The 21,676-nt window shown below is 72.3% G+C and carries 20 protein-coding genes; 10 read left to right on the plus strand and 10 right to left on the minus strand.

The annotated features are described in order from the left end of the window. Positions 1–115: 115 nt before the first annotated feature. On the minus strand, positions 116–814 hold the full coding sequence (locus tag NRK68_RS21100; RefSeq protein ID WP_183066825.1) for a SigE family RNA polymerase sigma factor: 699 nt from the start codon (positions 812–814) through the stop codon (positions 116–118). A gap of 212 nt (positions 815–1,026) precedes the next feature. On the opposite strand from NRK68_RS21100, the gene afsQ1 reads away from it, so the two are divergent. The 3 genes from afsQ1 to NRK68_RS21115 are packed head-to-tail and all read left to right on the plus strand — an operon-like array spanning position 1,027 to position 3,864. Continuing rightward, complete coding sequence (afsQ1, locus tag NRK68_RS21105; protein WP_063754818.1) at positions 1,027–1,704, plus strand: two-component system response regulator AfsQ1; 678 nt, start codon at positions 1,027–1,029, stop codon at positions 1,702–1,704. Beyond that, a complete protein-coding gene (locus NRK68_RS21110) occupies positions 1,602–3,188 on the plus strand; it encodes a sensor histidine kinase (RefSeq protein WP_373024490.1) in 1,587 nt (528 codons plus the stop codon). The genes afsQ1 and NRK68_RS21110 overlap by 103 nt, the downstream gene beginning before the upstream one ends. After that, positions 3,181–3,864, plus strand: a complete 684-nt coding sequence (locus NRK68_RS21115) for a hypothetical protein (protein WP_183067096.1) — start codon at positions 3,181–3,183, stop codon at positions 3,862–3,864. Before NRK68_RS21110 ends, NRK68_RS21115 begins: the two co-directional genes overlap by 8 nt. Before the next feature lie 274 nt (positions 3,865–4,138). On the opposite strand, the gene NRK68_RS21120 is transcribed toward NRK68_RS21115, so the two are convergent. From NRK68_RS21120 to NRK68_RS21130, 3 genes are all read right to left on the minus strand, one after another. Further along, positions 4,139–5,785: a phospho-sugar mutase gene (locus NRK68_RS21120; RefSeq protein ID WP_257856424.1), complete on the minus strand. Its 1,647-nt coding sequence runs from the start codon at positions 5,783–5,785 to the stop codon at positions 4,139–4,141. Positions 5,786–5,820: 35 nt separating this feature from the next. Next, entirely contained in the window at positions 5,821–6,627 is an 807-nt protein-coding gene (locus NRK68_RS21125) for a purine-nucleoside phosphorylase (RefSeq protein WP_045321862.1), read from the minus strand. A 156-nt stretch (positions 6,628–6,783) separates the two neighbouring features. Further along, positions 6,784–7,221, minus strand: a complete 438-nt coding sequence (locus tag NRK68_RS21130) for a gamma-glutamylcyclotransferase family protein (protein ID WP_030822886.1) — start codon at positions 7,219–7,221, stop codon at positions 6,784–6,786. Positions 7,222–7,419: 198 nt separating this feature from the next. Here NRK68_RS21130 and NRK68_RS21135 point away from each other — a divergent pair, with 198 nt between their 5' ends. After that, positions 7,420–8,859 (plus strand): NAD(P)H-quinone dehydrogenase, encoded by a 1,440-nt coding sequence (locus NRK68_RS21135; RefSeq protein ID WP_183066822.1) that lies wholly within the window; start codon positions 7,420–7,422, stop codon positions 8,857–8,859. 175 nt (positions 8,860–9,034) lie between these two features. Beyond that, on the plus strand, positions 9,035–9,988 hold the full coding sequence (locus NRK68_RS21140; RefSeq protein WP_183066821.1) for a DeoR/GlpR family DNA-binding transcription regulator: 954 nt from the start codon (positions 9,035–9,037) through the stop codon (positions 9,986–9,988). 170 nt (positions 9,989–10,158) lie between these two features. Here NRK68_RS21140 and NRK68_RS21145 read toward each other — a convergent pair whose 3' ends face one another. Continuing rightward, complete coding sequence (locus tag NRK68_RS21145; RefSeq protein WP_183066820.1) at positions 10,159–11,922, minus strand: acetyl/propionyl/methylcrotonyl-CoA carboxylase subunit alpha; 1,764 nt, start codon at positions 11,920–11,922, stop codon at positions 10,159–10,161. Positions 11,923–12,411: 489 nt separating this feature from the next. Here NRK68_RS21145 and NRK68_RS21150 point away from each other — a divergent pair, with 489 nt between their 5' ends. Beyond that, entirely contained in the window at positions 12,412–12,885 is a 474-nt protein-coding gene (locus tag NRK68_RS21150; RefSeq protein WP_257856426.1) for a hypothetical protein, read from the plus strand. Here the strand turns inward: NRK68_RS21150 and NRK68_RS21155 are convergent. From NRK68_RS21155 to NRK68_RS21175, 5 genes are all read right to left on the minus strand, one after another. Then, complete coding sequence (locus tag NRK68_RS21155; protein ID WP_183066819.1) at positions 12,866–13,486, minus strand: Maf family protein; 621 nt, start codon at positions 13,484–13,486, stop codon at positions 12,866–12,868. The genes NRK68_RS21150 and NRK68_RS21155 overlap by 20 nt on opposite strands. Before the next feature lie 31 nt (positions 13,487–13,517). Continuing rightward, complete coding sequence (mmpB, locus tag NRK68_RS21160) at positions 13,518–13,652, minus strand: morphogenic membrane protein MmpB (protein WP_257856429.1); 135 nt, start codon at positions 13,650–13,652, stop codon at positions 13,518–13,520. Positions 13,653–13,734: 82 nt separating this feature from the next. Continuing rightward, positions 13,735–13,947, minus strand: coding sequence for an acyl-CoA carboxylase epsilon subunit (locus tag NRK68_RS21165; protein WP_183066818.1), 213 nt, complete (start codon positions 13,945–13,947; stop codon positions 13,735–13,737). An 18-nt stretch (positions 13,948–13,965) separates the two neighbouring features. Continuing rightward, positions 13,966–15,558, minus strand: a complete 1,593-nt coding sequence (locus NRK68_RS21170) for an acyl-CoA carboxylase subunit beta (RefSeq protein WP_183066817.1) — start codon at positions 15,556–15,558, stop codon at positions 13,966–13,968. Between the two features lie 49 nt (positions 15,559–15,607). Beyond that, the gene (locus NRK68_RS21175; RefSeq protein WP_257856431.1) at positions 15,608–16,906 is read right to left on the minus strand and encodes an RNA-guided endonuclease InsQ/TnpB family protein; all 1,299 of its coding nucleotides are present in this window, start codon (positions 16,904–16,906) and stop codon (positions 15,608–15,610) included. 81 nt (positions 16,907–16,987) lie between these two features. Between NRK68_RS21175 and NRK68_RS21180 the strand changes: the two genes are divergently transcribed. The 4 genes from NRK68_RS21180 to NRK68_RS21195 all read left to right on the plus strand — a co-directional run bounded on the left by NRK68_RS21180 (position 16,988) and on the right by NRK68_RS21195 (position 21,613). Next, the gene (locus NRK68_RS21180) at positions 16,988–17,851 is read left to right on the plus strand and encodes a biotin--[acetyl-CoA-carboxylase] ligase (RefSeq protein ID WP_183066816.1); all 864 of its coding nucleotides are present in this window, start codon (positions 16,988–16,990) and stop codon (positions 17,849–17,851) included. A gap of 221 nt (positions 17,852–18,072) precedes the next feature. Next, a complete protein-coding gene (locus NRK68_RS21185) occupies positions 18,073–19,221 on the plus strand; it encodes an adenylate/guanylate cyclase domain-containing protein (RefSeq protein ID WP_183066815.1) in 1,149 nt (382 codons plus the stop codon). 342 nt (positions 19,222–19,563) lie between these two features. After that, a complete protein-coding gene (locus NRK68_RS21190; protein WP_183066814.1) occupies positions 19,564–20,361 on the plus strand; it encodes an enoyl-CoA hydratase/isomerase family protein in 798 nt (265 codons plus the stop codon). A 136-nt stretch (positions 20,362–20,497) separates the two neighbouring features. After that, entirely contained in the window at positions 20,498–21,613 is a 1,116-nt protein-coding gene (locus NRK68_RS21195; RefSeq protein WP_183066813.1) for a GGDEF domain-containing protein, read from the plus strand. Positions 21,614–21,676: the final 63 nt, after the last annotated feature.

Consider the following 21,676-nt stretch of genomic DNA (forward strand, 5'->3'; position numbering starts at 1 on the left):
AGGCGGGACCGAGCGGACCCCCGGCCGCTCGATCCCGCCTTTTCCTTCCCCCCCAACGGCCCCCGTCCCACCCCCGTAGGACGGGCCCCCGGCCCGATGGTCTTCGTGGGCCGCGTTACGCGACCAGCTCCTCGAAGGACTCCGCCTCGTCGCGGCCGAAGCTCAGCGACTCGTCCTCGCGCAGGCGCCGCAGCGAGCGCCAGATGCTCGACTTCACCGTGCCGACGCTGATCCCCAGGATCTCGGCGATCTCCGGGTCCGTGCGGCCCTCGTAGTAGCGCAGCACCAGCATCGTGCGCTGCGGCTCCGGGATCCGCGTCAGCGCCTGCCACAGCACCGCGCGCAGCTCCGTACCGCGCATCGCGTCCGTGTCGGAGGCCGTCTCCGGCAGCTCCTCCGTCGGGTACTCGTTCAGCTTCCGCCGACGCCACGCGCTGATGTGCAGGTTCGTCATCGTGCGGCGCAGGTAGCCGCCGACCGCAGCCTTGTCGCTGATCCGGTCCCAGGCGCGGTACGTGGAGAACAGCGCGCTCTGCAGCAGGTCCTCGGCCTCGTAACGGTCACCGGTGAGGTGGAAGGCCGTCGCGTACAGGGCGGCGCGCCGCTCCTGGACGTACGCCGTGAACTCCGCCTCGGAGGTCGAGGACGGGGCCGGCTGCTGGGCGGGAACCGCCTGGTACTGGTTTGCGTCAATGGCTACGACGTGGGCCGGCCGGGGCCGGGCGACCGCCACCGTACGGACAGCCGTCCGGCGGTTCACATCGTGCAGCCGCGTGACAACCGCGCTGGTGCTGGTGCTGTGCAGCGTGTTCATCTCGCGCCCCCCGTCGTGGAGTGTCTTTGCTTCGGATCGCTGTGCGTTGAGCTGTGCGTTGACAAGAAGACTGCCGGGCCGACTTAACCGGGGTGTCCGTCGACTGTCACAGCACTGTCACAGCGACCGCCGGGAGGACCCCGGCGGACTCCCGCAGGATCCGGCCCCCCTGACGGTCGAACTCCCGACGGCCCATGAGACAGAATGAGCCCGTGCCTTTCCTGTTGCTGATCGAGGACGACGACGCCATCCGCACGGCCCTCGAACTCTCCCTGTCACGCCAGGGCCACCGTGTGGCCACCGCGGCGACGGGCGAGGACGGCCTGAAACTGCTGCGCGAGCAGCGGCCGGATCTGATCGTGCTGGACGTGATGCTGCCCGGGATCGACGGTTTCGAGGTGTGCCGGCGCATCCGCCGCACCGACCAACTGCCGATCATCCTGCTCACCGCGCGCAGCGATGACATCGACGTGGTCGTCGGCCTGGAGTCCGGCGCCGACGACTACGTCGTCAAGCCGGTCCAGGGGCGGGTCCTCGACGCCCGCATCCGGGCCGTACTGCGCCGCGGCGAACGCGAGTCGAGCGACTCGGCGAGCTTCGGCTCCCTCGTCATCGACCGGGCAGCCATGACGGTGACCAAGAACGGCGAGGACCTCCAGCTCACCCCGACCGAGCTGCGGCTGCTCCTCGAACTGAGCCGCCGGCCCGGGCAGGCCCTGTCCCGCCAGCAACTGCTGCGGCTGGTCTGGGAGCACGACTACCTCGGCGACTCGCGGCTCGTCGACGCCTGCGTCCAGCGGCTGCGCGCCAAGGTCGAGGACGTGCCCTCCTCGCCCACCCTGATCCGTACCGTCCGGGGCGTCGGCTACCGCCTGGACTCCCCGCAGTGATCCGCTCGTTGCTCGCCGGCCGGCGCTGGACCAGCCTGCGGCTGCGGCTCCTCGTCGTCTTCGCCCTGGTCGCCCTGACGGCCGCCGTGTCCGCGTCCGGGATCGCCTACTGGCTCAACCGCGAAGCCGTGCTGACCCGTGTCCAGGAGGCCGCCCTCGGTGACTTCCGGCAGGAGATGCAGAACCGCGCCGCGGCCCTGCCCGCCGACCCGACGCCCGAGGAACTGCAGCGCACCGCCGAGCTGATGGCGGGCAGCAGCCCCGGCTACAGCGTGCTGCTCGTGCAGGAGGGCAAGGACAACCGGCAGATGTACGGGGCGGCCGGGCCCGACAACTTCCGGCTCGCCGACGTGCCGAAGTCGCTGCAGAACGCGGTGAACGACCGGCAGAAGACGACCGCGGCCAACGACGCCGAGTACCACGTGTACTGGCAGCGGACGAAGCCGCGCGGCAATCCGTACCTCGTCGGCGGCACCCGGATCGTGGGCGGCGGACCCACCGGCTACATGTACAAGTCGCTCGCCCAGGAACGGGACGACCTCAACGCGCTCGGCTGGTCCCTGACCATCGCGACGATCCTCGCGCTGCTCGGCTCCGCGCTGCTCGCGCAGGCCGCCGCCCGCACCGTGCTCAAGCCCGTGCAGCGGCTCGGCGACGCGGCACGACGGCTCGGCGAGGGCGAACTCGACCACCGGCTCGAGGTGTCCGGCACCGACGAACTCGCCGACCTGTCGCACACCTTCAACAAGACGGCCGAGGCGCTGGAGAAGAAAGTCGCCGACATGAGCGCGCGGGAGGAGGCCAGCCGGCGCTTCGTCGCGGACATGTCGCACGAGCTGCGCACCCCGCTGACGGCGCTGACGGCGGTCGCCGAGGTGCTGGAGGAGGAGGTCGAGGACCTCGATCCGATGATCGCACCGGCGGTCGGCCTGGTCGTCAGCGAGACCCGTCGGCTCAACATCCTGGTCGAGAACCTGATGGAGGTCACCCGCTTCGACGCCGGTACGGCCAAGCTGGTCCTGGACGACGTCAACGTCGCCGACCAGGTCACGGCCTGCATCGACGCCCGGGCCTGGCTCGACGCCGTCGAACTCGACGCCGCGCGGGACATCATGGCGCGGCTCGACCCGCGCCGCCTCGACGTCATCCTGGCCAACCTGATCGGCAACGCGCTCAAGCACGGCGGCTCGCCGGTGCGGGTGTCGGTGACCGTGGAGGACGACTGGCTGGTGATCGCGGTCCAGGACAACGGGCCGGGCATCCCCGAGGAGGTCCTGCCGCACGTCTTCGACCGCTTCTACAAGGCGAGCGCCTCGCGGCCGAAGTCGGACGGGAGCGGGCTGGGACTGTCGATCGCCGTGGAGAACGCACACATCCACGGCGGCGACATCACCGCGGCCAACGTGCCGGGCGCGGGGGCGCTGTTCACCCTGCGGCTGCCGGTGGACGTGGGAAAGGCGATCACTGGTGACGTGGATGCGTAGGGCCCTGCCGGCGCTGCCGGCCGTACTGGTCCCGCTCGTCGGGATCGCGCTCCTCGCCACGGCGGGCTGCGGGATCCGGGCGACGACCGTGCCCGTGGACGTGGGCCCGGCGCCCTCGCGCGTCTCGTGCGACACCCCGGCGCAGCCGGGCGGTCAGAGCGGCGTGCCGGGCTTCCCGGCCACGGTGGAGCTGGTCTGCGGATCGCAGCTGGTGGGCGTGGAGCGGATCGTTCCGATGCCCGAGAAGCCCGAGCGGCCCGAGAAGGGCACCGTACGGGACCCTGTCGTGCAGGCCGCGCAGGCACTGCTGGAGGCGCTGGAGCGGACGCCGAGCGCGGAGGAGCGCGACGCCGGTTTCACGACCGGGGTCCCGGCCGGGCTGACGGCGGGCGCGCCGAAGCCGGGCGACCCGGCGGGCACGGTGCGGCTCAGCCGCAAGCCGGAGGATCTGCCGCCGGTGGCGCTGTCGCAGATCGTGTGCACGCTGGCCGGCAGCGAGACGGTGTCGGCCGGGCCGGGACCGGTGGTCCTGGGCGGACCGGACGCCGATCCGCCGCGGGCGTGGGAGTGCACGGACGCGGTCCGCTCCCGGCCGGAGTCCGTCCCGACACTCGGCGAAATCGTCCGCCCGACGGCGACCGCGACGGCGACCGCGACCGCGTCCCCGACAGGCTGAGGCCCCGAGCCGGTCCTGCCCGTGGCGGCGCCGGGATCCGGGTCCGGGGCGCCGCCGTTGCGGGGGCTCCGCCCCCGGACCCCCGCGCCTCGAACGCCGGCGGGGCTGTCTTTCAGCGGGGAGAAGGCCCCGCTGAAGCGGCCCCGGACACGCCGACGGCCCCCCGAGCCGAGGGCCGGGGGGCCGGGGGGAAGCGGGTGGCCAGGCCCCCGCCGGACGGGACGGGAACCTGGCCGGATGCGGGGCCGGAGCCCCGCAAGCGGCGCCGAAGGAATCAGACGCCCATCGCCGCTGCGAGGTCCTTCTTGATCGCGTCCAGGACTTCCTGGCCGGTCACGCGCGCCGACGCCAGGTCGGAGGCCTCGGCCACCGGCACGACGACCTCCAGGTAGCACTTCAGCTTGGGCTCGGTGCCCGACGGGCGGCAGATCACCCGGGCCTTGTACGCGCCGTCGAGGTAGTACCGCAGGCCGTCCGTGGGCGGCAGCGACTCCGTGCCCTTCGTCAGGTCCTCCGCCGAGACGACCCGCAGGCCCGCCAGCGAGACCGGCGGCTCCGCACGCAGCCGCGCCATGGCGTTCGCGATGACCGACAGGTCCGACACGCGGAGCGAGAGCTGGTCGGTGGCGTGCAGGCCGTGGGCCATCGCCAGGTCGTCCAGCAGGTCGGTCAGGGTGCGGCCCTGCTCCTTCAGCTCCGAGGCCAGTTCGGCCACCAGCAGGGCAGCGGTCACGCCGTCCTTGTCGCGGACGCCCTCGGGGTCCACGCAGTAGCCGAGCGCCTCCTCGTAGCCGTAGCGCAGGCCCTCGACGCGGGCGATCCACTTGAAGCCCGTGAGGGTCTCCTCGTAGCCGACGCCCGCGGCCTCCGCGATCCGGCCCAGCAGGCTGGAGGAGACGATGGACTCCGCGAAGACGCCGGTCGCGCCCTTGTGGACCAGGTGCTCCGCGAGCAGCGCGCCGACCTCGTCGCCGCGCAGCATCCGCCAGCCCTCCGCGGTGGGGACGGCCACCGCGCAACGGTCCGCGTCGGGGTCGTTCGCGATCACGATGTCCGGCTGGACCTCGGCGGCCCGGGCGAAGGCCAGGTCCATCGCGCCCGGCTCCTCCGGGTTGGGGAACGCGACCGTCGGGAAGGCCGGGTCCGGTTCGGCCTGCTCGGCGACCAGGACCGGCTCCGGGAAACCGTGGCGGGCGAAGGCCGCCATGACGACGTCCTTGCCGACGCCGTGCATCGCCGTGTAGACCGTCCGCACGCCCCGGGGGGAGCCGGGGGTCAGGACGGCGTCCGTACGGGCGAGGTAGGCCTCCAGGACCTCGTCGCCGAGGTCCTCCCAGCCGGACTCCGGACGGGGGACCGAGGCGAGCGTGCCGACGCGGGCGATCTCCGCCGCGATCTCCGTGTCCGCCGGGGACACGATCTGCGAGCCGTCGCCGAGGTAGACCTTGTAGCCGTTGTCCCGGGGCGGGTTGTGGCTCGCGGTCACCTCGACACCGGCCACGGCGCCCAGGTGCCTTATGGCGTACGCGAGGACGGGCGTGGGCAGCGGGCGGGGCAGGACGGCCGCGCGCAGCCCGGCGCCGGTCATGACGGCCGCGGTGTCGCGGGCGAAGTCCGCCGACTTGTAGCGGGCGTCGTAGCCGACGACGACCAGGCCGCCGGCGTGGCCCTGGGCCTTCAGGTAGGCCGCGAGGCCCGCCGCGGCCCGGATGACCACGCTGCGGTTCATCCGCATCGGTCCCGCGCCGATCTCACCGCGCAGTCCGGCGGTGCCGAACTGGAGGGTGCCGGAGAACCGGTCGGCGAGCTCCGCCGTGTCGCCCGCCTCGACGAGGGCGGCCAGCTCGGCCGCCGTCTCCGGGTCGGGGTCCTCCGCCAGCCAGGCCCGGGCCCGGGTGATCAGGTCGTCCTGTTCCTGCACTACTTCCGCCTTACCTCTCGTACGGTCCCGGAGCCTCAGATGCGGGCGAGGACCTGGGTCAGCAGCTTGCCCATGCGCGCGGCCGAGTCGCGGCCGGCCTGGAGGACCTCTTCGTGGTTCAGCGGCTCGCCGGAGATGCCCGCCGCCAGGTTCGTGACCAGGGAGATGCCGAGCACCTCCGCGCCGGCCTCACGGGCGGCGATGGCCTCCAGCACGGTGGACATGCCGACGAGGTCGGCGCCCATCACGCGGATCATGTTGATCTCGGCCGGGGTCTCGTAGTGCGGGCCGGGGAACTGGACGTAGACGCCCTCCTCCAGGGAGGGGTCGATCTCCTTGCACAGCGCGCGCAGCCCGGGCGAGTACAGGTTCGTCAGGTCCACGAAGTTCGCGCCGATGATCGGCGAGGTGGCCGTCATGTTGATGTGGTCGCTGATCAGGACCGGCTGGCCGGGCTGCATGCCCTCGCGCAGGCCGCCGCAGCCGTTGGTCAGCACGACGGTCTTGCAGCCCGCGGCGACGGCGGTGCGGACACCGTGGGCAACGGCGGCGACGCCGCGGCCCTCGTAGTAGTGGGTGCGGCCGAGGAAGACCAGCGCACGCTTGTCGCCGATCTTGTACGAGCGGACCTTGCCGCCGTGTCCTTCGACGGCGGCCGGGGGGAACCCGGGCAGCTCGGTGACGAGGAACTCGGCCTCGGGGGCGCCCAGGGCCTCGGCGGCGGGGGCCCAGCCGGAGCCCATGACGAGGGCGACATCGTGGGTCTCGGCGCCGGTGAGCTCCCGCAGGCGGGCGGCTGCGGCGTCGGCGGCGGCGGTGGGATCGGTAACAGATGCGTTCACGCAGACGAGCGTAGCCGCTCATTGCCTACGCGCGTAGATGGCACAGCTCACCATGCTCGGATCGTTGTCTTGTCGTTTCCGACCAAATGTCCGCCGTGACCCGGCGTGACCGGTGGTGACCGCCCGGAACGGCGCCCGGGCGGGGCCGTGGGGGAATCAGCAGGGGCGCTTGCGCAGCTCCATCACGTAGTCGTGCGGGGCGCCCGCGGACTCCGCCGCGTCCGCGATCTCGCCCAGGTAGCGCGCCGAGGGCAGGCCGCCCTCGTAGCCGTTGAGCACGTAGCACCAGGCGGCTTCCTCGCCGTCCAGCGTGTGCACCCGGATCCGCATGCGCCGGTAGATGTCGAGCCCGACGCCCTCCCAGCGGTCCATCGAGTCCTCGTCCAGCGGGGCGATGTCGTACAGGGCGACGAAGACCTGGTGGCGGGGGGCCTCGACGATCGTGGCGAGGGAACCCTCCCAGCCCATCTGCTCGCCGCCGAAGGTCAGCCGCCAGTCGTTGATCCAGCCCGTGCCGCGCAGCGGCGAATGCGGAGCGCGGCGCGTCATCAGCCGCGGGTCGAGGTTGCCGGCGTACGCGGCGTAGAGCGACATGAGGTCGAGGGTACGGGAGGGGTGGCCGTGGAGGTGTGCCCGGCCGGGCGTACCCCGGACGGAGTCCCGGGGCGGGACCGGGCGCGAAGCACCTTGAAGCGTGCGGGACAATGGAGCACGGAATGCATCCCCCGGGGAGAACCCCCGGAACACCGGCCGGGGCGGCAGCCGGCCGGGTAGACGTGAGGCGGACTTTTCGTGACCCGGATCGTGATCATCGGCGGCGGACCCGGCGGGTATGAGGCGGCGCTGGTCGGCGCCCAGCTCGGCGCGGAGGTGACCGTCGTGGACTGCGACGGTCTGGGCGGGGCCTCGGTCCTGACCGACTGCGTACCTTCCAAGACTCTGATCGCGACCGCAGAGGTGATGACCACCTTCGACTCCTCCTACGAGGAGCTGGGGATCATCGTCGCGGACGACACCCCGCACATCGAGCAGGCCGCGCGTGTCGTGGGCGTGGACCTCGGCAAGGTGAACCGGCGTGTCAAGCGCCTCGCGCTCGCCCAGTCGCACGACATCACCGCCTCCGTCACCCGGGCCGGCGCCAAGGTCATGCGCGGCCGCGGCAAGCTCGGCGGCCCGCAGGGCATCGACGGCACCCGGGACGTCATCGTCACCGCCGCGGACGGCACCGAGACGATCCTGACGGCGGACGCCGTCCTCATCGCCACCGGCGGCACCCCGCGCGAGATCCCCGACGCCCAGCCCGACGGCGAGCGCATCCTGAACTGGACGCAGGTCTACGACCTGGACGAGCTCCCCGAGGAGCTCATCGTGGTCGGTTCCGGTGTGACCGGTGCCGAGTTCGCCGGCGCGTACCAGGCGCTCGGCTCCCGGGTCACCCTGGTGTCCTCCCGCGACCGCGTGCTGCCGGGTGAGGACCCCGACGCGGCCGCCGTCCTGGAGGACGTCTTCCGGCGCCGCGGCATGAACGTCGTCGGGCGCTCGCGCGCCGAATCCGCCAAGCGGGTCGGCGACCGGGTCGAGGTCACCCTCTCCGACGGCCGGGTGCTGACCGGCACCCACTGCCTGATGGCGGTCGGCGCGATCCCGAACACGCGGAACATGAACCTGGAGGAGTCCGGCGTCCGCCTCAAGGACTCCGGGCACATCTGGACCGACAAGGTCTCGCGCACCTCGGCGCCGGGCGTCTATGCCGCCGGTGACGTCACGGGCGTCTTCGCGCTCGCCTCCGTCGCCGCCATGCAGGGGCGCATCGCGATGTACCACTTCCTCGGCGACGCGGTGGCCCCGCTGAACCTGAAGACGGTGTCCTCCAACGTCTTCACCGACCCCGAGATCGCCACCGTCGGTTACACCCAGGCGGACGTGGACGCCGGCAAGATCGACGCCCGTGTGGTGAAGCTGCCGCTGCTGCGCAACCCGCGCGCCAAGATGCAGGGCATCAGGGACGGCTTCGTGAAGATGTTCTGCCGCCCGGGCACCGGCATCGTGGTCGGCGGCGTGGTCGTCTCCCCGCGTGCGAGCGAGCTCATCCACCCGATCTCGATCGCCGTCGACAACAATCTGACGGTCGAGCAGATCGCAAACGCGTTCACCGTGTACCCCTCGCTGTCCGGGTCGATCGCCGAAGTGGCCCGCCAGCTGCACACCCGCAAGGCCGGCGGGGAGGCGTAACCCTCCCCAACCGCCCCACGCCCCAAGGGCGTTGGGGCGGTGCGCGGCCGCGTGGCCGGGTGTTCACCCGGACCTCGGGCCGCGTATACCACTAGTCGCCCTGCCATATGGACAACTTCGGTATTCCGGCGCAAAGAGCTGAAACCAGACGGTCGTTGGGGTTACTGTCAGTTTCGTGTTCGCTGCAGAACGTCGCCAATTGATCCTCGAAATGGTGCGGGCCAACGGAGCGGTTTCGCTCCGGGAGCTCGCCCGTGTCGTCCAGACCTCCGAAGTGACCGTACGGCGGGACGTGCGGGCGCTGGAGGCCGAAGGACTCCTCGACCGCCGACACGGCGGTGCGGTCTTGCCGGGCGGTTTCACGCGGGAGTCCGGCTTTCCGCAAAAGTCCCATCTCGCGACGGCGGAGAAGACCGCCATCGCCGATGTCGCGGCCGGCCTCGTCGAAGAGGGCGAGGCCGTCGTCGTCGGCGCGGGCACCACGACCCAGGAGCTGGCCCGCCGGCTCGCCCGGGTGCCCGGCCTGACCGTCGTGACCAACTCCCTCCTGGTCGCCCAGGCGCTCGCCCACGCCAACCGGGTCGAAGTCGTCATGACGGGCGGCACCCTGCGGGGGTCCAACTACGCCCTCGTGGGCAGCGGGGCCGAGCAGTCCCTCCAGGGCCTGCGGGTCTCCCGGGCCTTCCTGTCGGGCAGCGGTCTGACGGCGGAGCGCGGCCTGTCCACGTCCAACATGCTCAGCGCGAGCGTGGACCGGGCGCTGGTGCAGGCGGCCGCGGAGGTGGTGGTCCTCGCGGACCACACCAAGCTCGGCACGGACACGATGTTCCAGACGGTGCCGACGGACGTGATGACCCGCCTGGTCACGGACGAGCCCCCGCCGCACGACGACCGCGCCGCCACCGAGCTCCAGGCCCTGGCGGACCAGGGCGTCCAGATCACGGTGGCGGGCGGCCAGGCCGCGGCCTCCGGCGGCCTGGACGGGCTGGGCGGCCGCCGCCCCCGCCGCGACTCCCCCCTCCCGGTCCAGCGTCGCGGCGGCCCGACGGCCCAACTCCGCAGCGCATCCCCCCTGTCGGACCCGGCCGACCGCGACCGGGCCCGCGTGGCGGACATGCGGCGCCGGTAGTCCCCGCCCTGCCGATGCTCCGCCCCGGTCGTGGCATGGCCGAACGGCTCCACCGGAACGGGATCCGGTGGAGCCGTTGCGGCGTGCCCGGCGGCTGACCGCAGCTGACATGACACCGGCCCCCAGGACCCGTTCGGGTCCTGGGGGCCGGGCGTTCCGCGGGGGCGGGATCAGTCCTTGATCTCGCAGATGGTGGCGCCCGAGGTGACCGAGGCGCCGACCTCGGCGGTGAGGCCCACGACGGTGCCGGAGCGGTGCGCGTTGAGCGGCTGCTCCATCTTCATCGCTTCCAGTACGACGATCAGCTCACCCTCGGTGACCTGCTGGCCCTCTTCGACCGCGACCTTGACGATCGTGCCCTGCATCGGGGAGGCGAGGGTGTCGCCGGAGGCGGCCGGGCCGGACTTCTTGGCCGCGCGGCGCTTCGGCTTCGCGCCGCCCGCGGCGGCCGTACGGGCCAGGGTCATGCCCAGGGACGAGGGGAGCGAGACCTCCAGGCGCTTGCCGCCGACCTCGACGACGACCGTCTCGCGGCCCGGCTCGTCCTCGGTCTCCTCCGCGGCCGGAGCCGTGAACGCGGGGATCTCGTTGACGAACTCCGTCTCGATCCAGCGCGTGTAGACCGTGAAGGGGCTGCCGTCGGTGGGCGCGAACGCCGGGTCGGCGACGACCGCACGGTGGAAGGGGATGGCGGTGGCCATGCCTTCGACCTCGAACTCGGCGAGCGCGCGGGCGGCGCGCTGCAGTGCCTGCTCGCGGGTGGCGCCGGTGACGATCAGCTTGGCCAGCAGGGAGTCCCAGGCCGGGCCGATGACGGAACCGGACTCGACGCCCGCGTCGAGGCGCACGCCCGGGCCGGTCGGCGCGACGAACTTCGTCACCGTGCCGGGCGCCGGGAGGAAGCCGCGGCCCGGGTCCTCGCCGTTGATGCGGAACTCGATGGAGTGACCGCGCAGGACCGGGTCGCCGTAGCCGAGCTCCTCGCCGTCGGCGATGCGGAACATCTCACGGACCAGGTCGATGCCGGAGACCTCTTCGGTGACCGGGTGCTCGACCTGAAGGCGGGTGTTGACCTCCAGGAAGGAGATCAGGCCGTCGGCGGAGACCAGGAACTCCACGGTGCCGGCGCCGACGTAGCCGGCCTCCTTCAGGATGGCCTTGGAAGCGGCGTACAGCTCCGCGTTCTGGGCCTCCGTCAGGAACGGTGCGGGGGCCTCCTCCACCAGCTTCTGGTGGCGGCGCTGGAGGGAGCAGTCACGGGTCGAGACGACGACGACGTTGCCGTGCGAGTCGGCCAGGCACTGCGTCTCGACGTGGCGCGGCTTGTCGAGGTAGCGCTCGACGAAGCACTCGCCGCGGCCGAAGGCGGCGACGGCCTCGCGGACGGCGGATTCGTAGAGCTCCGGAACCTCTTCGAGGGTGCGGGCGACCTTCAGGCCGCGGCCGCCACCGCCGAAGGCCGCCTTGATGGCGATCGGCAGGCCGTGCTCCTTGGCGAAGGCGACGACCTCCTCGGCCCCGGAGACCGGGTCCGGCGTACCGGCGACCAGCGGCGCGCCGGCGCGCTGGGCGATGTGACGGGCGGCCACCTTGTCGCCGAGGTCACGGATGGCCTGCGGCGGCGGGCCGATCCAGGTCAGGCCGGCGTCGAGCACGGCCTGGGCGAAGTCGGCGTTCTCGGACAGGAAGCCGTATCCGGGGTGGATGGCATCCGCACCCGAGTCGGCGGCGGCCTGGAGGACCTTGGAGATGTCCAGGTAGCTGGCGGCCGGGGTGTCACCGCCCAACGCGAAAGCTTCGTCGGCCGCGCGGACGTGCAGAGCGTCCCGGTCCGGATCGGCGTAGACGGCTACGCTCGCGATCCCGGCGTCCCGGCAGGCCCGAGCAACGCGGACAGCGATTTCGCCACGGTTGGCGATGAGCACCTTGCGCACGATGGCTCCCTCCTTGAAACAAGCTGAGTTTAGGGACAGCCCACACGGCCTTTCGACCCTTCCCCGGTGGTGACCTTGCCCACACAGAGTGTGATGCGAGGCCCGCTCCGCCGGGGAACCCTTGTGGCGCCCCAGGTCAGGGGGATCCCCGACTGCACAGTAACCCCGTCATGTATCCAAGGTCTCTGTCCCCCGGGTCAGCGGCCCCGGGTGATTCTTTGTCGAGTCCCTACGAACGGCCCACATTTTCTTTGCGGTCGGCCGAGGAGTTGTCCCCTTGTTTACTGATTGGTAGCTCCGTCGCTCCGCAGGGCGAACCGGGACAACACCGTACCCACAGCGAGGTGCCCGACCGGGGTCCCTGCGGGCCGCAGCGCGCCGGGCGTGTACTCCGGACGGGCGATGCGGGTACATGTCTTGCCCGCCGGGCTACCCGTTAGTAGCCTCCAGGCGTCGAACGGGCGTATGGCGCTTGGGGGGTGGGTGCACATGGTGCGAAGACTCGTGGCCGGACTGGCCGCGATCGTGCTGGTCGCGGAAGCCGCCGTGCTGGTGCTCGTCCACATCGTGCTGGGCCGGACCACGGCCAACCAGTCGATGTCCATCGCGGGCAGCGACCCGGACGTGATGTCCAAGGCCACCTACGCGATGGGGGCGGGCATGGGCGCCTTCCTCCTGCTGTGTGCCGTGCTCTGCGCCCTCGCCGCGCTGCGCGACCGCCCGCCGGGCCGGTTCGCCCGGGTCGTGCTCGTCGCCGCCGCCGTCACCCACGCCGTGCTCGGCATGCTCGCCGTCGGCCTGGTCGGCTGGGCGGCCTTCGCGGCGCTGATGCTGATCCTCTGCCTGCTCGTACTGATCCTGACGCTCTACCCCGCAACCGCCCGGGAGACGGACGGGGAGGGCCCGGCCGAGGACGCCCCGCCACCGCCGCCGTTCGGGGAGCTCAAGCCCACAAGTCCGTGATGGACACGTCCAGTTCGCCCAGCAGGGAGCGCAGCAGCGGCATCGAGAGGCCGATCACGTTGCCGTGATCCCCGTCGATGCCGTCGATGAACGGCGCCGACAGCCCGTCCAGGGTGAACGCCCCCGCCACGTGCAGCGGCTCGCCGCTCGCCACGTACGCCGCGACCTCCGCGTCCGTCGGTTCGCCGAAGCGGACCGTCGTCGACGCCGTGGCCGAGACCTGCCGCCCCGTCGCCGTGTCGATCACGCAGTGCCCGGTGCGCAGCACGCCGGCCCGGCCGCGCATCGCCTTCCAGCGCGCGGTGGCCTCCTCGGCGTCCGCGGGCTTGCCGAGCGCCTCGCCGTCCAGCTCCAGCACCGAGTCGCAGCCGATCACCAGGGCGCCCGAGGCCTCGTCCAGGGCCGCGACGACGGCCGCCTTCGCCTCGGCCAGCGCCAGCGCCAGCTCGGCCGGCTCGTCGTGGTCGAGGGTGTCCTCGTCGAAGCCGCTGACGATCACGTGCGGGGCGAGACCGGCCTGCCGCAGCAGGTTCAGCCGGGCGGGGGAGGCGGAGGCGAGGACGAGCTTGCGCACGCTCGCGGGCCGGGGTGTGGCAGTCATGCCCGCCATCGTAGATGCGGGTGCGGGCGGCTCAGAAGTGGCTCACGCCGAGGACGTAGACCACCACGAGCATGGCGAGAGCGAGCACCACGGTGAGCCGCCGGATCATCGCCTGCGCGTCGCGCATGTCCTTGGGCGGCTCGTTCTTCGGGTCGGACCAGAGCATGTTCCGATCCTGACCCCGCGGACCGGTGCGGCGCCTGAGTACGGGTACTCAAGCGCCGCCCCGCGTTCACCACATGCCGGCTCTATCCGGGCCAGTACGTCCGGCCCCAGGCCCGCGGCCCCGGCTGCGGCAGCCTGCGCCGGGCCACCCGGGCCGGCGTCGACCACTCGTCCGCGACGTGCGGGGCGCCCGACGGTGCCGCCGAAGCCAGCAGCGCCGCGCGCGCCTGGACCACCGCCAGTGCGGCGGCCAGCTCCTCAGGGGTCGGATTGCCCTTGACGACCTTGATCACCACGGTGACCTCCTGGAGGGACTAGAGGGGGATGTTGCCGTGCTTCTTCGGCGGCAGGGACTCCCGCTTGGTACGCAGCTGCCGCAGCCCCTTCACCACGTGCGCGCGGGTCTCGGACGGCATGGTCACCGCGTCGATGTAGCCGCGCTCGGCAGCCGTGTACGGGTTGAGCAGCGCGTCCTCGTACTCGGCGATGAGCCGGGTCCGGGTCGCCTCCACCTCCTCGGGAGCGGCCTCGGCGAGGGTCCGGCGGTGCAGGATGTTCACCGCGCCCTGCGCGCCCATGACGGCGATCTGCGCGGTCGGCCAGGCCAGGTTCAGGTCGGCGCCGAGGTGCTTGGAGCCCATGACGTCGTAGGCGCCGCCGAAGGCCTTGCGGGTGATGACGGTGATCAGGGGGACGGTTGCCTCGGCGTACGCGTAGATCAGCTTGGCGCCGCGCCGGATGATTCCGTTGTACTCCTGGTCCGTGCCCGGGAGGAAGCCCGGTACGTCCACGAACGTCAGCACCGGGATGTTGAAGGCGTCGCAGGTCCGCACGAAGCGGGCCGCCTTCTCGGAGGCGTCGATGTCCAGGCAGCCGGCGAACTGCATCGGCTGGTTGGCGACGATGCCGACGGGGTGGCCCTCGACCCGGCCGAACCCGGTCAGGATGTTCGGCGCGAAGAGCGACTGCGTCTCCAGGAACTCCGCGTCGTCGAGCACGTGCTCGATCACGGTGTGCATGTCGTACGGCTGGTTCGCGCTGTCCGGGATCAGCACGTCGAGCTCGCGGTCCGTGTCGCTGACCTCGGTGTCGGCCTCCTCCGGGAAGGCGGGCGGCTCGGAGAGGTTGTTCGACGGGAGGTACGACAGGAGCGACTTCACGTACTCGATGGCGTCCTTCTCGTCGCCCGCCATGTGGTGGGCGACGCCGGACGTGCTGTTGTGCGTACGGGCCCCGCCCAGCTCCTCGAAGCCGACGTCCTCGCCGGTGACCGTCTTGATGACGTCCGGGCCGGTGATGAACATGTGCGAGGTCTGGTCGACCATCACCGTGAAGTCGGTGATCGCGGGCGAGTACACGGCGCCGCCCGCGCAGGGCCCGACGACCAGGCTGATCTGCGGGATCACGCCGGATGCGTGGACGTTGCGGCGGAAGATCTCGCCGTACATCCCGAGCGCGCTGACGCCCTCCTGGATGCGGGCGCCGCCGGAGTCGTTGATCCCGACCAGCGGGCAGCCGGTCTTCAGCGCGAAGTCCATGACCTTCATGATCTTCTGGCCGAAGGTCTCGCCGAGGGCTCCGCCGAAGACGGTGAAGTCCTGCGAGAACACGGCGACGGGGCGGCCGTCGACCGTGCCGTAGCCGGTGACGACGCCGTCGCCGTAGGGGCGGGTCTTCTCCAGCCCGAAGTTCGTGGAACGGTGCCGGGCGAACTCGTCCAGCTCGACGAAGGAACCCTCGTCCAGCAGTAGGGCAACCCGCTCACGCGCCGTCAGCTTGCCCTTGGCGTGCTGCTTCTCCACGGCGCGGGCGGAACCGGCGTGGGTGGCTTCGTCGATGCGGCGCTGCAGATCCGCGATCTTGCCCGCGGTGGTGTGCATGTCGATCGGCTCTGACGGATGTGACATCGGGGTCGCGGCTCCCTGCATGGTGTCAACTGCCTGGTCAATTGATTGACTACTGCTGGCTACTGGTGCGTAGCGTATCGGCGGGCATGGCGCTCGGCAGTGCGGCGTTTGACACACCTACATTGGGTTGCTTGGCCTCGTCGCCTTCCCTAAGGGGAAGTCTTCCCGCCCTCACGGACGGGCTTTCCTGCTTCATCGCGCGCCGCCCCGGCGTGGCTGACGCCCGCCGGGGTCCTACGCCCGCTCCACAGGCCGACACCGCCAGCCCGGCGGCCAGAAGGTTGATTGCCGCGTTCTCGTCACGGTCGTGCTCCGTCCCGCAGTCCGCGCACGTCCACACGCGGATGTTCAGGGGCACGTCCCGGGTGAGGGCGCCGCACATCGAGCTGGGATGCCACCGGTCAATGGTGATCAGCTCGCGCCCGTACCAGGCTGTCTTGTACTCCAGCATGCTCCGCAGCTCGCGCCAGGCCGCATCGGAGATGGCGCGGGCGAGCCTCGGGTTCTGCTGCATGTTGCGGACGGCGAGGTCTTCGATCACGAGCGTTTGGTTTTCGCGCACGAGTCGAGTCGTCAGCTTGTGGAGGTGGTCCCGGCGGCGGTCGGCGATCCGAGCATGGACCCTCGCCACTCGGGTACGCGCCTTCGCCCGGTTCCTGCTGCCCTTCTCCTTGCGCGCCAGGGCCCGCTGAACCCGAGCGAGGCGTGCTCGGTCCCTGCGCTCGAACTTCGGATTGGTGATCTTTTCCCCGGTCGACAGGGTGACCAGTGCAGTCAGCCCTGCATCGATCCCGACTGCTTGTGCGGACCGGGGGAACGGGTCGGGATCGTCCTCGAAGAGCAGGGAGACGAACCAGCGGCCGGCCGGGTCCCGGGACACGGTCACGGTCGTCGGCACCGCGCCGGGCGGCAGTGGGCGCGACCACACGATCGGCAGAGCGCGCGCCATTTTAGCGAGAGTCAGCCGGCCGTCCCGGAAACGGAAGGCGGACCGGGTGTACTCGGCACTCGTCCTGGACTTCCGCTTCGACTTGAACCGGGGATGGCGCGACCTTCCGTCCCGGAACGCGACGAACGCCCGCTGCAGGTGCCGCAGTGCCTGCTGGAGGGGGACGCAGGACACTTCGTTCAGGTAGGCCAGTTCGGGGGACCGTTTCCACGCGGTCAACATGGCCGATGTCTGTGCGTATTCCACGCGCTGCCGGCTGTCCCGGGCTTCGGCACGGGCCGCGAGGGCCAGGTTGTAGACCTTCCGCACGCAGCCGAAAGTCTTGGACAGCTCTGTTGCCTGCGCGTCGTCGGGGTAGAAACGGAACTTGAATGCCCGCTTTACCGCAGAATTCCCCACAGCGGGGAAGCTAGGGTCAGTCAAGATCCGAATACAAGCCCGGGTCAGAGGATCACACACGGCGACGTAAGGAATCCGACCATGTCATCAGATGCATCAGCCGGAGCCTCCGCAGGTCGTTGGTCGAGCCTGGACCGGCCGCCGCTCAATGCCGCAGCGCTGCGGCGGGCCCTCGTCACCGGGGACGGGCTGTGGACCTCCGTGGAGGTGGTCGCCTCCACCGGGTCCACCAATACCGACCTTGCCACGCGGGCGGCCGGGCTGCCCGAGGGGGCCGTGCTCGTCGCCGAGGAGCAGAACGCCGGCCGGGGCCGGCTCGACCGGAGCTGGGTCGCTCCGGCCCGCTCCGGGCTGTTCTTCTCCGTGCTGTTCAAGCCGGGCGACGCGGTGCCGCAGGAGCAGTGGGGGTGGCTGACCCTCCTGGCGGGCGTGGCCACCGCGACCGGGCTCTCCCGGGCCGCCGGCGTGGACACCGCGCTCAAGTGGCCCAACGACCTGCTGGTCACCGTCGAGGGCGAGGAGCGCAAGGCCGGCGGCATCCTCGCCGAGCGCACCGCGGACGGCATCGTCGTCGGGATCGGCCTCAACGTCACCCTCACCGAGGAGGAGCTCCCGGTGCCCGCCGCCGGGTCGCTGCTGCTGGCCAAGGCCACCGTCACCGACCGCGAGCCGCTGCTGAAGGCCGTACTGCGCTCCCTGGAGGAGTGGTACGGGAACTGGCGCGCCGCCGGTGGCGACCCGGCCGCCAGCGGCCTCCAGGAGACCTACGCGGCGGGCTGCGCCACCCTCGGCCGGCATGTGCGCGCGGAGCTCCCCGGCGGGCGCACCCTCACCGGAACGGCCGAAGCCGTCGACACCGATGGCCGCCTGGTGATCCGTACGGCCGAAGGGACCCACGAGGCCGTGGGGGCGGGTGACGTCGTCCACCTGCGATCCGTGCACTGACGCGGGCGAGGCCGGACGTACGGCGGAATGCGTGGAATGCCGCGTTTCGGGTGCGTACGGCCTCATGCGCCGCCGCGCGGAGCCCGGGCCCGGCCCGGATCCGCCCCGGGGAGGGGGAGTGAGCTACGGCACACCTGCCGTATGGTTTAGGCGATCCCGCTGCTCGTGGTGATCAACCGGTTCGGCAGGGCAGTGCGCACGGAATGGACAGGAGGCGGCCCTTGACCGTCGACGACTCTGCCTCCGGCGCGTCCGCCCCCGGGCCCAGCGGTCCGGGCACCCCGATCGGGCGCGACCAGCACACTCCCCACCACGAGGTCGACCACACCGTGCAGCCGACGGCGGATCCCCTCGCGATCCGCCTGGAGCAGCTGATCCTCGGCGCCGAGCGCCGCTACACGCCCTTCCAGGCCGCCCGCAGCGCCGGGGTGTCGATGGAGCTGGCCTCCCGCTTCTGGCGGGCCATGGGCTTCGCCGACATCGGCCAGGCCAGGGCGCTGACGGAGGCCGACGTACTGGCCCTGCGCCGGCTCGCCGGTCTGGTGGAGGCAGGGCTGCTGTCGGAGCCGATGGCGGTGCAGGTGGCGCGGTCCACGGGGCAGACCACGGCGCGGCTGGCGGAGTGGCAGATCGACTCGTTCCTGGAGGGGCTCACGGAGCCGCCGGAGCCGGGGATGACCCGTACGGAGGTCACGTACCCCCTGGTCGAGCTGCTGCTGCCGGAGCTGGAGGAGTTCCTCGTCTACGTGTGGCGGCGCCAGCTGGCGGCGGCCACCGGACGCGTGGTGCAGGTCGCGGACGACGAGGAGATGGTCGACCGGCGGCTCGCGGTGGGCTTCGCCGACCTGGTGGGCTTCACCCGCCTGACCCGCCGCCTGGAGGAGGAGGAGCTCGGCGAGCTGGTCGAGTCCTTCGAGACGACCGCGGCGGACCTGGTGGCCGCGTACGGCGGCCGGCTGATCAAGACGCTCGGCGACGAGGTGCTGTACGTCGCCGACGACGCGGCGACGGCGGCGGAGATCGCGCTGCGGCTCATCGAGACGATGGAGGCCGACGCGCAGATGCCCGAGCTGCGGGTCGGGATCGCCTTCGGCACGGTGACGACCCGGATGGGCGACGTCTTCGGGACCACGGTGAACCTCGCGAGCCGGCTGACGTCCATAGCCCCCAAGGACGCCGTGCTGGTGGACGGGGCGATGGCGGAGGAGCTGTCCCGGACCGGCGCGGCGCCGGTGTCGGAGAAGGAGGCGGAGGCGGAGCCCGACGAGGGCGCGGCCTACCGGTTCGCCCTCCAGCCGATGTGGCAGCGGCCGGTGCGCGGCCTGGGCGTCGTCGAGCCCTGGTCGCTGACGCGCCGCAAGCGCCGCTGACACCGCCCGCACATTGCGGTGCGGTCGGGACGCCCGTACGCGTGGCCGGCCGGTCCGGGACGGGGACGCGGGCCCCGGCTCCGGTGGGACCGGGCGCCCGCCGGGGCGTCTCCTCGGGCGCCGAACGGTTCCCGGGGCCGGACAGCGCGGCAGCGGTGCGTTCGGCGCCCTGCGGGGATCGCCCCGGCACGCACCCGGCCCCGGCGGGGTCGAAAGGTGCGGCCGGGGTGCGGTCGGAGTCGTGGGCCCCCCGAGGTCCGGCTCGGGAGCCGCCGGGCGTCGCGGACGGCGGGGCGGCCCGCCTACTATCCCGACGTAACGTTCGTTAACCGGGAGGGTTCTATGGCGTCCGAGTTCGAGTCGGAGTTCGTGGTGGTGCGCCGCCACGAGGGCGGGGTCGCGGAGCTGGTCCTGGACCGCCCCAAGGCCATGAACGCGGTGTCGACCGACATGGCCCGCGCCATCGGCGCGGCCTGCGCCGCGCTGGCCGCGGACCGGTCGGTGCGGGTGGTCGTGCTCTCCTCCGCCGCGGAGCGGGCCTTCTGCGTCGGGGCCGACCTCAAGGAGCGAAACTCGCTGTCGGACGCCGAGCTGGTGCGGCAGCGGCCCACCACGCGCGGCGCCTACGGCGGCGTGCTGGAGCTGCCGATGCCGACGGTCGCGGCCGTGCACGGGTTCGCGCTGGGCGGCGGCTTCGAGCTGGCCCTGGCCTGCGACGTGATCGTCGCCGACGAGACCGCGGTGGTCGGCCTGCCCGAGGTCTCGGTGGGTGTGATCCCCGGCGGCGGCGGTACGCAGCTGCTGCCGCGCCGGGTGGGCGCGGCGCGGGCCGCCGAGCTCATCTTCACCGCGCGCCGGGTGGAGGCCGCCGAGGCGCTCTCCCTGGGGCTGGTGGACTCCGTGGTGCCGGCGGGCGAGGACAGGGCCGAGGCGCTGGCCCTGGCGTCGCGGATGGCCGCGAACTCGCCGGTGGGCCTGCGGGCCGCCAAGCGCGCGCTGCGGCTGGGGCACGGGATGGACCTGGCGGCCGGGCTGGAGATCGAGGACGCCGCCTGGCGGACGGTCGCCTTCTCCGGTGACCGTGCGGAGGGCGTGGCGGCCTTCAACGAGAAGCGCACGCCGAACTGGCCGGGGGAGTAGGCGCCGGGCCGGGCCGGGCTTCGCGCCCGGCCCGGCCGGCCGGGGCGGCGCCTCGGGTCGGCCTGCGGCGAGCTTGAGTGCGTCGAAACTCGCGCCATTTATCTCAAAATCCTACAAAACTCCCTAACCTGGGGTGATGGGAGCTGACGGGCGGCTGCGAGCCGTGGTGGGCCTCGCCCAGGCGATGGCCGCGGCGAGCACGCCGCGCGACAGTGTGCGTGCGGCCGCGCGGGGTGCGCGCCTGGCGATGGACGGCTCGTTCGCCGCGATCTCCGCGTGGGAGCGGGAGCGGGGGTGCCTGCGGGTGCTCGTCAACGAGGGCGAGCGGCGGGCGGGCGAGGAGGAGTTCCCCGAGGACGAGTCCTACCCGGTGCACGACTTCCCCGAGATCACCGAATTCCTGCACGAGCGGTGGGTGGGCGGCGGCGGCCCGCACGCCTGGGTCGAGAGTGCCGTCGGGGACCGGCCGGGGCGGCGCGGCGAGGCCCTGCGCCGCCGCGGCCGCGGTACGTGCGTGGTCGCGCCCGTCGTGCTCAGCGGCCGGGCCTGGGGCGAGCTGTACGTCGCCCGGGACGAGGGGCTGCCCGACTTCGACGGCGACGACGCGGAGTTCGCCACCGTGCTCGCCGCCGTGGTCGCGGCCGGCCTCGCGCAGAACGAGCGACTGGAGGAGGCGCGCAGGCTCGCCTTCACCGATCCGCTGACCGGGCTCGCCAACCGCCGGGCGGTCGACATGCGCCTGGACGAGGCCCTGGAGGAGCACCGGCGGACCGGCGTCGTCGTCAGCCTCGTCGTCTGTGACCTGAACGGCCTGAAGAAGGTCAACGACACCCTCGGGCACGCCATGGGCGACCGGCTGCTGGAGCGGTTCGGGTCGGTGCTGAGCCTGTGCGGGGCCATACTGCCGGGCGCGCTGGTGGCGCGCCTGGGCGGTGACGAGTTCTGCCTGGTCGGGGTCGGGCCGTCGGCGGACGACGTCGTCCGGGTCGGCGAGGAGCTGTGCGCGCGCGCCGCCGAGCTGGAACTGGGCGAGGGCGTGGCCTGCGGGGTGGCCTCCACCGGGGACCCGATCGGGCCGGTGAAGTCCTCCAGGCGGCTCTTCCGGCTCGCGGACGCCGCCCAGTACAAGGCCAAGGCCGCCCGTTCGGCCGGTCCGGTGGTGGCGGGCCGGGACACGGCAGTGGTCCGGCTGGCGGACGCCGCCGCCCAGGAGGCTCCGGGGGAGCGGCGGCGCTTCCGCGGCCGCCAGTGACCGTGCGCCCGGATGCCCGACGCGTCGATCCGTAAGGGGTACAGCGGCTGCCCGATCGTGACA

This window comes from Streptomyces yangpuensis, assembly GCF_024666385.1.
GTDB classification, from domain to species: domain Bacteria; phylum Actinomycetota; class Actinomycetes; order Streptomycetales; family Streptomycetaceae; genus Streptomyces; species Streptomyces yangpuensis.